This is a genomic window from Enterobacter sp. 198, from assembly GCF_009025585.1.
Classification (GTDB): domain Bacteria; phylum Pseudomonadota; class Gammaproteobacteria; order Enterobacterales; family Enterobacteriaceae; genus Enterobacter; species Enterobacter ludwigii.
On record NZ_WCIM01000022.1, the window covers coordinates 310,023 to 323,243 of the forward strand.

Consider the following 13,221-nt stretch of genomic DNA (forward strand, 5'->3'; position numbering starts at 1 on the left):
AATGTCTTTATTAGCTAAACCAGTGAGGAACAGGCAATGTCGCAATACCGTACCTTTACCGCCCAGGATGCCGTGGAGTATGCAAAGCAGTTCGGCGGCCTTGATGATCCCTCATCGCTGGTGGAGGCGCAGGAAGTGGGCGACGGTAACCTCAATCTGGTGTTCAAAATTTTCGATATCGAGGGCGTGAGCCGCATCGTTGTTAAGCAGGCGCTGCCGTATGTGCGCTGCGTCGGCGAATCCTGGCCACTGACCCTGGATCGCGCCCGCCTGGAGGCGCAAACGCTGGTCGAACACTACCAGCACAGCCCGCAGCACACGGTGAAAATCCACCACTTCGACCCTGAACTGGCGGTGATGGTGATGGAAGATCTCTCCAGCCATGCCATCTGGCGCGGGGAGCTGATCAAAAATACCTACTACCCGCAGGCGGCGCGTCAGTTGGGTGAATACCTCGCGCACACGCTGTTCCATACCAGCGACTTTTACCTGCACCCGCATGAAAAGAAAGCGCAGGTCGCGAAATTCCTTAATCCGGAGATGTGCGAGATCACCGAAGATCTATTCTTCAACGATCCGTACCAGGTCCACGAACGTAACAACTACCCTGCTGAACTGGAAAAAGACGTTGCCGCCCTGCGCGATGACGCTCAGTTAAAAATTGCCGTGGCCTCGCTGAAGCACCGCTTCTTCTCACACGCTGAAGCCCTGCTGCATGGCGATATTCATAGTGGCTCGATTTTCGTGGCAGACGGCAGTCTGAAAGCCATCGACGCAGAGTTCGGCTACTTCGGTCCCATCGGTTTTGACGTCGGCACCGCCATCGGCAACCTGCTGCTCAATTTCTGCGGCCTGCCGGGGCATCTGGGTATTCGCGATGCCGCCGCGGCCCGTGAACAGCGTCTGACCGACATTCAGACGCTGTGGAACACCTTCGCGGAGCGCTTCCAGATCCTGGCCAGTGAGAAAACGCGCGATGCGGCACTTGCTGCCCCGGGCTACGCCTCTGAATTCCTGAAAAAGGTTTGGAAAGACGCGATCGGATTCTGCGGCACGGAGCTGATTCGCCGCAGTGTCGGTCTGTCGCACGTGGCGGATATCGAGACCATTCAGGATGAAGCAATGCGCCACGAATGCCTGCGCCACGCGATTACGCTTGGCAAGGCGCTGATTGTGATTTCCGACCGTATCGACACCGCTGAAGATCTGGTGGCGCGGGTGCGTCAGTACAGTTAAACGCCTCGGCCCTCTCCCGATGAAGAGGGCCGTCAGAAAGACACCAGCGCGCCGTTACCCCAGATACTCAATCACCGACAATCCACCGTTATAATCCGTGCTGTAGATAATGCCCTGCGCATCGACAAACACATCGCATGACTGGATCACCTGCGGTCGATTCGGCCGCGTATCCATCATCCTCTCAGGCGCCGCCGGCACCAGCGCACCGGTTTCAACCGGACGGTAAGGATTGGAAATATCAAACGCGCGCACGCCCGCATTCTGCCAGGTCGCAAAAATCAGCGTAGAGCTGACAAAGCTTCCCGGCCGGTTCTCGTGCAGGTTGTGTGGTCCAAAATGCGCCCCTTTCGCCACATAATCCCGCTCCTGCGGCTGCGGGAATGTGGAAATACTTACCGGGTTCGACGGCTCGCGAATATCAAACAGCCAGATGAACTTCTCACCGTCCTCCTGGTTATCCAGTACCGCTTCATCCAGCACCACCAGCAGGTCACGATCCGGCAATGGCAGCGCGGTATGCGTGCCACCTCCAAACGGTGGGCTCCAGTTGCGATGGCTAATCAGCTTCGGCTGCGTGCGATCCTTCACGTCCAGCAGCGTCAGTCCCCCGTCGCGCCAGCTCCCGTAAGCGGTATCCCCGGCGATAATCGCGTGGTGCAGCGCGTAGCGTTTACCCTCCGGCCAATTGGGTTGCTCACCGTCGGCCTGGTTCATCCCCGGCAACCACCAGCGCCCGGCCACCTCAGGCTTTTTCGGGTCGGCCAGGTCGATCGTCAGGAAAATATAGTCGGTAAAGCCGTCGATCAGCGCCGAAACATACGCCCAGCGCCCGCCGACGTACCAGATACGGTGAATGCCGATGCCACTCAGGGATAAAAAACCGATCTCACGCGGTTTGTCAGGGGTGGAGATATCAAACACCCGCAACCCGGCGCTCCAGCCCTTATCCTGCACGTCGCGTACGGTTTCCCCTACCTGACGGGTGTAGTAGACCTTTTCGTCAGCGAAACGGGCATCCGCGAACAAGTCTCGCGCATTAATGACCAGCAGGAGATCGTCGTGCGCCTGGAGATGAACGTTCCAGGTGCCGGGCGGCGCGGGCATATAGCCTGCCGGTTTGGGATGTTTCGGGTCGCGCACGTCCACAATGGAAAAGCCCTGCGAGACCATATGCCCGATGTACGCGAAACCGCGATGCACCATCAGTTGCACGCCGTCCGGGCGACCGCCCTGGTCGCTATGGCCAATCAGCCGCATATTGCGGCTGTATTCAGGCGTGGGAAGCACACTCATTGATGTTTCGCTTCAAGCGACGCAAACCACGGGGCGATAAAATCTTCGGTCTGACCCCAGCCTGGAATGATTTTCCCCAGCGACGCCACGTTCACCGCGCCTGGCTGTGCGGTCAGCAGCGCCTGCGGGATCGCCGCCGCTTTGAAATCATACGTGGCGGGTGTGGTTTCACCGGCAATCTTGTTGGCAATCAGACGTACGTTGGTTGCACCAATCAGCTTCGGATCCACCGCCACGCTCACTTTCCACGGGCTGCCTGGCTCGCGCATCAGCTGAAGATCCTGGTTTGAGATATCGATGCTGTAGAGTTTGATTTCGGTGCGACCGTTCTCTTTCAGGGCTTTGTAGGCCCCCTGGCTGAAGGCATCCCAGGTTCCCCAGATGGCGTCAATTTTTCCTTTCGGGTATTTCGCCAGAATAGCGCCCACTTTATTCGCGGTATCTCCCTGCACGTCAGACGAAACGGCACCGATAGACTCCAGCTCTTTAATGTCCGGATACTGCTTCTGCAGCGCTTTATAGGCTGCCTGACGACGTTCCATCGGCGGGAAACCGGCAACCCACAGCTTCACGATGTTGGCTTTGCCGTTGAAATCTTTCGCCAGCTGGCCGAAAGAGAGATGGGTCAGGGAAGCATCATCCTGCTGGGTCACGGTCACCCCGGGAATGTCGCCCTGAACGGCGGTATCAAACACCGACACTTTAATGCCGGCATCGACGGCTTTTTTCACCAGCGCGGTCGCATAGGGGTCGCGCCCCTGAGAGAGGATAATCCCGTCATATTTCTGGCTGATCGCCTGATTGACGAAGTCCTGGAATTTGGCATCGTCGCCATTGCTCAAAAAGGTGCTGACCTTAAAGCCGAGCTTTTTGCCTTCCTGAATGGCACCGGCGACAAACTGCGTGGTGTTGTCGTCAGAGCCGAGGTTACGGATCACCGCAATGCGGATGGGGCCGTCATGATTTGCAATGGTGGGCGGAAGCGGTGCGGGGGTTGCCGCAAGGCCTGGCAGCGACGTCAGTAACCCTAATGCCACCAGAGAGAGGGTGATTTTTTTCATTCTGTTTTCCCGTTGTGTTGTGATCAATCGTTAGCGTTTTTGTATGTAGGTAATCGCCAGCGCCACGGCGAGCACCAGCCCTTTTATAATGTCCATCGCGTAATAGGGTACGGAAAGCATCACCAGACCGTTCGACAGCACGCCAAGAATGACTGCCCCGACGAGCGTACCCAGCGCGTTCGGTTTTCCGGACCCGGCAAGCGAGAAGCCAATCCACGCCGCCGCAACCGCATCCATCAGATAGCCGCCGCCCGCATTCACCTGTGACGATCCAATCCGCGAGGCCAGTAAAATGCCGCCTAATCCGGCGAGCAGAGAGGCAATCACGTAGGCCGCCACCTTGTAGCGCGTGGTGCGAATGCCGGAGAGACGTGCCGCCTCCGGATTACCGCCGATGGCATACATGCGTCGTCCGTGGGTGGTCAGTGACAGCCCCAACTGTGCGAGGATCGTTACCACCAGCATGATGATCACGATAGTCGGCACCTGTCCCAGCAGGCTGAACGCCGCCGGAATGGTCCCCTCAGCCATGTCGCCGCTCGGCAGCACCATGTTTTCGGTAATTGACCCGCCGTAGCTGTAGGTCATCGCCACGCCCTGGATAACAAACAGGCTGGCAAGCGTGGCAAGCATGTCCGGGATCCGCAGGATGACAATCAGAAACGCGTTAAACAGGCCAACCAGGGTACAGAGCGCCAGGGTAATCAGTATCGATTCGGTAGTGCCGAAGCCGTACCAGACGAACAGTGACACCACCAGCGCGTTAGCCAGCGATGCCGTTGAACCAACCGACAGGTCAAACCCGCCGATGGTCAGCGAAATTGACACCCCGATAGCAATCACCGTCACGATGGCAATGGAGCGCAGGATATTGATAATGTTGTTCGGATCGAGGAAGTTGTCCGACGCCAGGCCAAAGATGGCCACCAGCGCCACCACGGTCAGCAACATGCCCCACTTGTAGAGAAAATCAAAAATTTGCTGACGGCCAGACGCCGCCGCCGTCACTGAAAGGGCCTTGCTCACGACGCCGTTCCTCCGGTTGAATAATAAAGTAGTGTCTCTTCGTGGGCCTCGGCCCCGGCGATTTCCGCCACGATACGTCCGTCCCACAGCACGCAAATGCGATCGCACAGCCCCACCAGTTCAGCGAATTCACCGGAGGCGTAAATCACCCCTTTGCCCTCGCGCGCCAGGCCGTCAATTAACTGGAACAGATCGGTTTTCGCTTTGACATCGACGCCTTTGGTCGGCTCATCGAAAATCAACACGCTGGCGTCGTTGCGCAGCCACTTGCCGATGGCAATCTTCTGCTGGTTGCCCCCCGACAGACGACGCAGCACCTGCCCCGGCCCACGCGCACGCACGCCGACGCGGGCAATCACCTCTTCCGCCCAGCGCCACGCCTGACGGTGGCCGAACAGGCTCCAGCGCGAGAAGCTGTTATCCGCGGTGACCGCCAGGTTCATGCTCACCGGTTCATCAATAAAAATGCCCTCTTTGCGCCGCTCCTCCGGTACCAGCGCCAGACCGCGCAATACCGAATCCGCCGGATCGCGCGGCTGCCAGGGCTGATGATTTAGCTCACCGCGCGCTACACGGCTTTTGCTGGCCCCAAACAGCGCCTTGCAGAGTTCCGTTTTGCCCGCTCCCGCCAGCCCGGCAATGCCCAGAATTTCGCCTTTTCGCAGGTGCAGGGAGATATCTTTCAACAGCGCGTCATCGTGCAGCCCTTCCACGCGCAGTAACGTCTCGTCACTGTGCGCAGGACGGGCCGGCGGATAGATATCGTTAAGCTCATGGCCAAGCATCTTCTCAACGATTGCGTCACCGCTGAGGTTCGCCATCGGGCCGGATTCAATCAGCTTGCCGTCGCGCAGCACGGTTAAGGTGTCGCAAATAGCGTTCAGTTCGTGAATACGGTGAGAGATAAACACCACGCCAATCCCCTGCTTTTGCAGACGTCTCACTACGGCGAAAAGCCGTTCGCTTTCATGGCTATCCAGCGGCGCGGTCGGTTCATCCAGAATCAGAAAACGGCAGTGGTGTGAGAGCGCCCGCGCCAGCAAAATCTGCTGCTTTTCTGCCAGCGTGCAGGTGTCGACGATGCGTCGCACATCCAGAGCGATACCCAGCTGCGCCAGCGCCTGTTTCGCCTGCTGGCGGATTGCGCGCCAGCGATAGCGATGCCCCGGCTGTGCGAGCTGATCGAGCATGATGTTTTCGGCAATGCTCAGCCCTGGTATCAGCGCGACGTCCACTTCCTGCTGCACCAGGTGGATACCCAGCCGTTTGGCATCAAGCGGCTCGCGGATCGTCACCGGCTGGTTATTAATGCAGATCTCACCTTCGTAGCGATCGTAAGTGCCGCACAGCACCGCCATCAGCGTCGATTTCCCCGCGCCGTTTGCGCCGGTCAGCGCATGCACGGAGCCGCCCATTAACGTCAAATCCACGCGCGACAACGCCTGAAAGCCGGAAAAGGCCAGGCTGATACCGCGCATCTCAAGGCGACTGGAAACCATCCGCGTTAAATCCTTCTTTCATATTGTGATTTATCGAATTTTTCACAGCTCCGGTTGACTGACAACGACGGAAAAGGCATAAGATAAAGCGAAATATTATTAGCCATCCGGATGTCCAGACATAACATCGGGTTAGCGCTTGCTAAACAAAGGACAACACATGAGCAACACCGATATCCGCGTCGTGCCGGGCCCGGCGAACTATTTCTCGCATCCGGGAAGCCTTGCGCACCTGAATGATTTCTTTACGCCGGAACAGCTCTCCCGCGCGGTGTGGATTTATGGCGAACGCGCCATTGAAGGCGCGCGCGCTTTCCTGCCGGAAAGCTTTCACACACCGGGGGCGAAACATCTGCTCTTTAAAGGGCACTGCAGCGAACGTGACGTCACCGATCTGGTGACGGCGTCTGGCAATAACGCCAGCGTGGTGATTGGTGTCGGCGGTGGCGCACTGCTTGATACCACCAAAGCGGTGGCGCGCCGTCTCGGCGTGCCGGTGGTGGCTATTCCCACCATCGCCGCCACCTGCGCCGCCTGGACGCCGCTCTCCGTCTGGTATAACGATGCCGGTCAGGCGCTGCAGTTTGAGGTGTTCGACGATGCTAACTTCCTGGTGCTGGTGGAACCGCACATTATCCTCAATGCCCCAGCGGAGTACCTGCTGGCAGGCATCGGCGATACGCTGGCGAAATGGTATGAAGCGGTGGTCCTGGCCCCACAACCCGAACACCTGCCTCTGACCGTACGCCTGGGGATCAACGGCGCGCTGGCGATCTGCGACGTGCTGCTTTCCCGTAGCGAAGAGGCGCTGGCCGACCAGCAGCGTGGCGAAGCGACGCAGGCGTTCAGGGACGTTGTGGATGCCATTATTGCCGGGGGCGGAATGGTGGGTGGTCTGGGCGAGCGCTATACCCGCGTGGCGGCCGCGCATGCGGTGCACAATGGTTTAACCGTTTTGCCGCAAACGGAAAAATACCTGCACGGTATCAAAGTGGCCTACGGCATCCTGGTGCAAAGTGCGCTGCTCGGCCAGGATGACGTGCTGGCCGAGCTGGTGGCGGCCTATCAGCGCTTTACCCTGCCCACCACGCTTCGCGAACTGGAGGTGGATATCAACAACCGCGACGAGCTGGACAAGGTCATTGCCCATACGCTGCGCCCGGTGGAATCTATCCACTATTTGCCGGTCGCGCTCACCCCAGCGGTTCTGCGCGCCGCGTTTGAGAAAGTGGAATCCTTCAGCCGTTAATCGTTCCGACCGACTATACCTAATGATGATTCTCATCACTCTCGCAACGAGGTCATCATGCAGATCGATTTAACAGGTAAGAAGGCGCTGGTTACCGGCGCCAGCCGTGGGTTGGGTCGTGCCATCGCACTTTCACTGGCACGCGCCGGTGCCGATGTGGTTATTACGTATGAAAAATCCGCCGACAAAGCCCAGGCGGTCACCGAAGAGATAAAGGCGCTTGGGCGCCACAGCGAGGCGATTCAGGCCGACAGCGCCAGCGCACAGGCCATTCAGGATGCGGTTACCCATGCGGCGCGCTCCCTGGGCGGGCTGGATATTCTGGTCAACAACGCCGGGATCGCACGCGGCGGTCCGCTGGAGTCCATGACGCTGGCGGATATTGACGCCCTGATTAACGTCAATATCCGGGGCGTGGTGATCGCCATTCAGGAAGCGCTGGTGCATATGTCTGACGGCGGTCGCATTATCAACATCGGCAGTTGTCTGGCAAACCGTGTGGCGATGCCCGGTATTGCCGTCTATTCGATGACCAAATCTGCACTCAACTCCCTTACCCGGGGTCTGGCTCGCGATCTCGGCCCGCGCGGCATTACCGTGAACCTTGTGCATCCTGGCCCGACAAACAGCGATATGAACCCGGAGGATGGAGAACAGGCTGAATCTCAGCGCCAGATGATTGCGGTGGGACATTACGGCCAGCCGGAAGACATCGCCGCCGCGGTCACCTTCCTGGCCAGTCCTGCCGCCGGACAAATATCCGGCACGGGACTGGATGTCGATGGCGGGTTAAACGCCTGATCGCATGTTGAATGTAAACAAAAGCAGATTAGCCTTTGTTTACCGAAAGAGGGTTAACAGCACTTCGCGCCGCCCTTGCCGCCGTAACGGGCGTCCTGGCGGTCGCGGAAGAAAGCTTCATAGGTCATTGGCGTCTGGTCAGGGTGGTTGACGCGCATATGCTCGACATAGTTGTCGTAATCCGGTACGCCGATCATCATTTTGGCGGCCTGGCCCAGGTATTTTCCTGCTTTGGAGAGGGTGTCGAACATAGTGGATATCTCGTCTTTTATCCCCTCTCCCCGGCGGGGAGAGGGTGAGGTTGAGCGATTAATGCGCCCCTTTCGCCTGGGTCACAATCTCTTCCAGGTTCTCAGGCATTGGCTCATACGGTGTCTCTTTTGCCGTCGGCTTGTCTTCTTTCAGCGCCGCCAGTGCAGTCTTCAGAGAATACAACGCCAGCACCACAACCACCACCATAAAGAAGATGGTCAGTCCGGCGTCCAGACGGTTGTTAAACACCAGCTGCGACAGCTGTGACTCCGTATATTGCGCCGGGATCTTACCGCTGTCGATCATCGCCTGGAACTTGTTGGCGATAGCCAGGAAGCCCACCTTGTTGTCCGGGCTGAAGGCTTTCTGCCAGCCTGCCGTCAGGGTACAAATCAGCAGCCATGCGGTCGGCAGTAACGCCACCCACGCATAACGCTGACGCTTCATCTTGAACAGCACTACCGCACAGAGCATCAGCGCCATGCCCGCCAGCATCTGGTTGGCAATACCAAACAGCGGCCACAGGGTGTTAATCCCCCCCAGCGGATCGACGACGCCCTGATGGAGGAAATATCCCCACGCCAGTACGCACAGCGCCGTTGCCAGCAGGTTCGCCGGTAATGAATCGGTACGTTTCAGGTTCGGTGAGATCACCCCCAGCAGATCCTGTAGCATGAAGCGTGCCGCACGCGTTCCTGCATCCACCGCCGTCAGAATAAACAGCGCTTCAAACAGAATGGCGAAGTGATACCAGAACGACACGTCCATCAGCCCGCCCAGCGCGCCGTGCAGAATATACGCCATGCCCACCGCCAGCGTTGGCGCGCCCCCCGCACGGGAAATAATTGACTGCTCGCCCACTTCACTGGCGATATGGGTCAACGTGTCAGGGGTAATGGCAAAGCCCCAGCCGCTTACCACCTGCGCGGCAGAGGCCACCACGTCAACGGTGCCGGCCGGTGCCAGCAGCGCCATTGGGCTGTTCATCGCGAAGTAAACGCCCGGGTCGATAATACAGGCCGAGACCAGCGCCATTATCGCCACGAACGATTCCATCAGCATGCCGCCGTAGCCAATCAGGCAGGCCTGATTCTCATTGGCGAGCATTTTCGGCGTGGTACCGGAGGCAATCAGCGCGTGGAAGCCAGACACCGCGCCACAGGCGATGGTGATAAACAGGAACGGGAACAGGTTGCCGGTCCAGACCGGGCCGGTGCCATCAATAAATTTGGTCAGCGCAGGCATGGTCAGCGTCGGGCGCATAATCAAAATGCCGATTGCCAGCCCCACAATCGTGCCAATTTTCAGGAAGGTGGAGAGGTAATCGCGCGGGGCCAGCAGCAGCCACACCGGCAGCACCGCCGCCACAAATCCGTACCCTACCAGCATCCACGTCAGCTGTACGCCGGTGAAATCGAAGAACGGCGCCCACGTCGGGCTCTCAGCCACCCAGCCGCCTGAGATAATGGCAAACACCAGAAAGACCAGGCCGATGACCGACACTTCGCCAATGCGTCCCGGACGCAGGTAGCGAATGTAGATCCCCATAAACAGCGCCAGCGGAATGGTAAAGGCCACGGTATAGGTTCCCCACGGACTGTGGGTCAGCGCTTTCACCACGATCATCGCCAGCACCGCGAGGATGATCACCATGATCATAAAGGTCGCGATCAGGGCGATCACCCCGGCCGTGGCTCCCATCTCCTCTTTCACCAGCTCACCAAGCGAACGTCCGTCGCGGCGGGTGGAGACGAACAGCACCATAAAGTCCTGCACCGCACCGGCCAGTACGACGCCCGCGAGGATCCAGATCATCCCCGGCAGATAACCCATCTGCGCCGCCAGGACCGGCCCCACCAGCGGGCCCGCGCCGGCAATCGCCGCAAAATGGTGACCGAACAGCACTTTCTTGTCGGTAGGCACATAGTCCAGACCGTCGTTATGACGAACCGCAGGCGTCATGCGCGTGCCGTCGACCCCTAACACCGTCTTCGCGATATAGCGGCCATAAAAACGGTACGCGATCAGATAAATACAGACCGAGGCGACAACGATCCACAGCGCGTTGATCTGTTCCCCCCGGTTGAGGGCGATATAGCCCAGGGCAAATGCTCCCACAACGGAGAGCCCTGCCCACGTAAGGTATTTCCCTGAGTTGTTCATAGTTGTTGTCCGTTGTTGTGAAACAGTGAGATGTTACATTTTGTTTCTAGAACAACGCTCAAAATTTAACAACTTTGAAACGCAATAATGCGTGGTCAAACCAGACATTTACACCACATTGTTAAGCCGATCACCTTCCACTGAAACACCCCTGCCGCCACGGGTCACACTTTTGCTTTTTCCGTCCCGACACCGCCTTACGAAATGATTTGTATCATTTTTTTTGCTCAAAACCTCGCCAGAATGACCCTGCGCAATCGCGTGCATACAAGGAAAAGGATATGAACAGTTCAGTACCTCAGGATCTCAAGGTCGGGCCCGGCGCGTACGTTGCGCTGGCATTCGCAGCCGTTTTCTTCTCTGGCCTGCTGGGCGGAAAAGAGTGGTACGGCGTGTTTGATTTCACCACCCTCAACGGTGCGTTTGGCAAGGTGGTCAGCAAGGCTAGCCTTGAAGACGGCACCCTGACCACCGCCACCAGCGCCTTTCGCGGTACCGGCGGCAGTGGCGCAATGGACGGGTTTCTCTTTGCGCTCGGTTTAATTCCGGCCGTGATGTTTGCGCTCGGGATGATCAACGTGCTGGAGCACTATGGTGCGCTGCGTGCAGCACGTAAGCTGTTAACGCCGCTGCTGCGCCCGCTGCTGGGTATTCCGGGCACCACCGGGCTGGCGCTGATTGGCAGCCTGCAGAGCACCGATGTGGGTGCATCCCTCACCCGCAACCTGTCCGATGAAGGGCAGATTAGCGAAAAAGAGAAAGACGTTTTCGCCATGTTCCAGTTCTCCGCCGGGGCGATGATCACCAACTTTTTCTCCTCTGGTGCCATCCTCTTTACCCTGGTCGCCGTTGACGGGACGGCCGCGGTGCCAACCTCCATTGGTGCCTGCATCGCCGTGATGTTCATCATGAAGATTGTCGGCGCGAATCTGCTGCGCCTGATCCTGACCGTCATCGGCAAAGATGCCCCTGAGCAACAACCGACACAAGGAGAGACCGTATGAGTGCCCCACAATCTCATCCCGTGATTACCGATGTGTTTGTCGAAGGCGCACGCAAGGGCTGGAGTATTGCCACCGGCAGCACCCTGCCCAACGTGGTCATGGCTTTTATCATCATCAAGGCGCTGGAAATTACCGGGGCACTGAAAGGGCTGGGGATGATCTTCTCCCCGCTGATGGGCCTGTTTGGCCTGCCGGGTGAAGCGGCTGCCGTGCTGATTGGCGGCTGGATGTCGATGGGCGGTGGGATCGGCGTGGCGATCGGCCTGTTTGATAAAGGGATTATTACCGGCGAGCACCTGGCGATTCTGGCACCTGCTATCTATCTGATGGGCTCACAGGTGCAGTATCTCGGCCGCATTCTGGGTGTGATCGGCACCCGCGCCAAACGTATTCCGCTGATGATTGCCATTTCGGTCATCAACGCCTTCTTAGCCATGCTGCTGATGCGCATTATTCTCTGAACAGGACGTTATTATGAACCTTGACCATTATATTGAAGAGCTGAAAACCCTGGTGAACGTGGACTGCGGCACCCGTACTGTCGCAGGCGTCGAAACCGTGGCTGGCATTATTGAAACGCTCTGGCAACGCGAAGGCTGGCACACCGAACGGGTCAATCTGGGCGACAAGGTCGGCCCGGGCGTATTCGTCAGTAATAAGCCACAGGCGGCACAGTTCGACGTTCTGCTGGTCGGCCATCTTGATACGGTATTTGCCCCCGGCACCGTCGCCGAGCGTCCGCTGAGCGAGGACGCCACCCGTCTTTATGGCCCTGGCGTATCGGATATGAAAAGCGGCTTGCTGAATATCTTGTGGGCGATGCGTGAGCTGGACGCAGCCGACCACGATCGTCTGGCCATTGCGATCGCCATGAATCCCGACGAGGAGACCGGTTCCGTCTATTCACACGAATGGATTGGCGAACTGGCAAAACGCGCCCGCTGCGTGCTGGTATGCGAAGCCGCGCGCGCCGACGGTTCGCTGGTGAAGGCTCGCAAAGGGATGGCGGGCTATCACCTGACGTTCAGCGGCGTGGCGGCACACGCGGGTAACGAACCGGAGAAAGGCCGCTCGGCGATAACCGCCCTGGCAAACAGCATTATTGCCATTAATGCCCTGACCGACCAGGAACGTGGCACCACGCTCAACGTCGGCGTGATCCACGGCGGCAGCGCGGCAAACGTGGTGGCCGATAAAGCCGTTGCCGAGCTGGACGTGCGTTTCTGGGAAAACGATGAGTACAGCCGGGTGAACCAGGCGCTGGAGGCATTGTGTGAAAAAGGCTTTTTAGAGGGCGTCACGACCTCGCTGACGCGCGTGAACCACAAACCGGCGATGGCAGCGAGTAAAGCCACGCAGGCGCTGATGCAGCAGGTTGAAGCGGCAGGTCAGGCGGAAGGAATAGCCATTACCTGGCAGGCGGTCGGTGGTGGCAGTGATGCCAACCACACCGCCGCGCTGGGCATTCCGACCCTGGACGGGCTGGGGCCGATCGGTGCCGGGTTCCACAGCCCGGCGGAGTGGCTGGATAAAGCGTCGATTGCGCCGAGAATACGCTTGTTGAAGCGGGTGATTTCGATGCTGTAAGTCTTACCCCTCTCCCCAACGGGGAGAGGGGTATTGACCGTGCAACG

Annotated in this window: 12 protein-coding genes; 6 read left to right on the forward strand and 6 right to left on the reverse strand. The window is 58.5% G+C overall.

Annotated elements, in window-relative coordinates; genetic code table 11:
* Window positions 1–36 precede the first annotated feature (36 nt).
* Window positions 37–1,236 carry an S-methyl-5-thioribose kinase gene (mtnK, locus tag F8561_RS14365; protein WP_151887614.1) on the forward strand — a complete coding sequence of 400 codons (1,200 nt, stop codon included), beginning with the start codon at window positions 37–39 and terminating at the stop codon, window positions 1,234–1,236.
* Window positions 1,237–1,290: 54 nt separating this feature from the next.
* Here mtnK and F8561_RS14370 read toward each other — a convergent pair whose 3' ends face one another.
* Genes F8561_RS14370 through F8561_RS14385 form a run of 4 tightly spaced genes read right to left on the reverse strand, consistent with a single transcriptional unit; the run spans window position 1,291 to window position 6,118 of the window.
* Window positions 1,291–2,532: an LVIVD repeat-containing protein gene (locus F8561_RS14370; RefSeq protein ID WP_025204688.1), complete on the reverse strand. Its 1,242-nt coding sequence runs from the start codon at window positions 2,530–2,532 to the stop codon at window positions 1,291–1,293.
* On the reverse strand, window positions 2,529–3,593 hold the full coding sequence (locus F8561_RS14375; protein WP_151887615.1) for a sugar ABC transporter substrate-binding protein: 1,065 nt from the start codon (window positions 3,591–3,593) through the stop codon (window positions 2,529–2,531). Before F8561_RS14375 ends, F8561_RS14370 begins: the two co-directional genes overlap by 4 nt.
* A gap of 30 nt (window positions 3,594–3,623) precedes the next feature.
* Complete coding sequence (locus tag F8561_RS14380; protein ID WP_025204689.1) at window positions 3,624–4,619, reverse strand: ABC transporter permease; 996 nt, start codon at window positions 4,617–4,619, stop codon at window positions 3,624–3,626.
* Complete coding sequence (locus F8561_RS14385; protein WP_020885019.1) at window positions 4,616–6,118, reverse strand: sugar ABC transporter ATP-binding protein; 1,503 nt, start codon at window positions 6,116–6,118, stop codon at window positions 4,616–4,618. The genes F8561_RS14380 and F8561_RS14385 overlap by 4 nt, the downstream gene beginning before the upstream one ends.
* 160 nt (window positions 6,119–6,278) lie before the next feature.
* Here F8561_RS14385 and F8561_RS14390 point away from each other — a divergent pair, with 160 nt between their 5' ends.
* Together F8561_RS14390 and F8561_RS14395 are read left to right on the forward strand one after the other, a co-directional pair.
* Window positions 6,279–7,367, forward strand: coding sequence for an oxidoreductase (locus F8561_RS14390; protein ID WP_151887616.1), 1,089 nt, complete (start codon window positions 6,279–6,281; stop codon window positions 7,365–7,367).
* A 57-nt stretch (window positions 7,368–7,424) separates the two neighbouring features.
* On the forward strand, window positions 7,425–8,168 hold the full coding sequence (locus F8561_RS14395) for an SDR family NAD(P)-dependent oxidoreductase (protein WP_014169080.1): 744 nt from the start codon (window positions 7,425–7,427) through the stop codon (window positions 8,166–8,168).
* 53 nt (window positions 8,169–8,221) lie between these two features.
* Here F8561_RS14395 and F8561_RS14400 read toward each other — a convergent pair whose 3' ends face one another.
* Both F8561_RS14400 and cstA read right to left on the reverse strand, forming a co-directional pair.
* Window positions 8,222–8,419, reverse strand: coding sequence for a YbdD/YjiX family protein (locus F8561_RS14400; protein ID WP_014169079.1), 198 nt, complete (start codon window positions 8,417–8,419; stop codon window positions 8,222–8,224).
* A gap of 58 nt (window positions 8,420–8,477) precedes the next feature.
* The gene (gene cstA, locus F8561_RS14405; RefSeq protein WP_014169078.1) at window positions 8,478–10,583 is read right to left on the reverse strand and encodes a pyruvate/proton symporter CstA; all 2,106 of its coding nucleotides are present in this window, start codon (window positions 10,581–10,583) and stop codon (window positions 8,478–8,480) included.
* Between the two features lie 281 nt (window positions 10,584–10,864).
* Here cstA and F8561_RS14410 point away from each other — a divergent pair, with 281 nt between their 5' ends.
* From F8561_RS14410 to F8561_RS14420, 3 genes are read left to right on the forward strand one after another with little or no spacing between them, the layout of a single operon-like run.
* Entirely contained in the window at window positions 10,865–11,587 is a 723-nt protein-coding gene (locus F8561_RS14410) for a nucleoside recognition domain-containing protein (RefSeq protein WP_020885022.1), read from the forward strand.
* On the forward strand, window positions 11,584–12,048 hold the full coding sequence (locus F8561_RS14415; protein WP_014169076.1) for a YjiG family protein: 465 nt from the start codon (window positions 11,584–11,586) through the stop codon (window positions 12,046–12,048). The genes F8561_RS14410 and F8561_RS14415 overlap by 4 nt, the downstream gene beginning before the upstream one ends.
* 13 nt (window positions 12,049–12,061) lie before the next feature.
* Window positions 12,062–13,174 carry a M20 family metallopeptidase gene (locus tag F8561_RS14420; protein ID WP_079231288.1) on the forward strand — a complete coding sequence of 371 codons (1,113 nt, stop codon included), beginning with the start codon at window positions 12,062–12,064 and terminating at the stop codon, window positions 13,172–13,174.
* Window positions 13,175–13,221: the final 47 nt, after the last annotated feature.

Excerpts from the sequence above, each read along its gene's own strand:
- mtnK (WP_151887614.1), top strand. The coding sequence starts at position 37 with ATGTCGCAATACCGTACCTTTACCGCCCAGGATGCCGTGGAGTATGCA.
- F8561_RS14370 (WP_025204688.1), bottom strand. The coding sequence starts at position 2,532 with ATGAGTGTGCTTCCCACGCCTGAATACAGCCGCAATATGCGGCTGATT.
- F8561_RS14375 (WP_151887615.1), bottom strand. The coding sequence starts at position 3,593 with ATGAAAAAAATCACCCTCTCTCTGGTGGCATTAGGGTTACTGACGTCG.
- F8561_RS14385 (WP_020885019.1), bottom strand. The coding sequence starts at position 6,118 with ATGGTTTCCAGTCGCCTTGAGATGCGCGGTATCAGCCTGGCCTTTTCC.
- F8561_RS14390 (WP_151887616.1), top strand. The coding sequence starts at position 6,279 with ATGAGCAACACCGATATCCGCGTCGTGCCGGGCCCGGCGAACTATTTC.
- F8561_RS14395 (WP_014169080.1), top strand. The coding sequence starts at position 7,425 with ATGCAGATCGATTTAACAGGTAAGAAGGCGCTGGTTACCGGCGCCAGC.
- F8561_RS14400 (WP_014169079.1), bottom strand. The coding sequence starts at position 8,419 with ATGTTCGACACCCTCTCCAAAGCAGGAAAATACCTGGGCCAGGCCGCC.
- cstA (WP_014169078.1), bottom strand. The coding sequence starts at position 10,583 with ATGAACAACTCAGGGAAATACCTTACGTGGGCAGGGCTCTCCGTTGTG.
- F8561_RS14410 (WP_020885022.1), top strand. The coding sequence starts at position 10,865 with ATGAACAGTTCAGTACCTCAGGATCTCAAGGTCGGGCCCGGCGCGTAC.
- F8561_RS14415 (WP_014169076.1), top strand. The coding sequence starts at position 11,584 with ATGAGTGCCCCACAATCTCATCCCGTGATTACCGATGTGTTTGTCGAA.
- F8561_RS14420 (WP_079231288.1), top strand. The coding sequence starts at position 12,062 with ATGAACCTTGACCATTATATTGAAGAGCTGAAAACCCTGGTGAACGTG.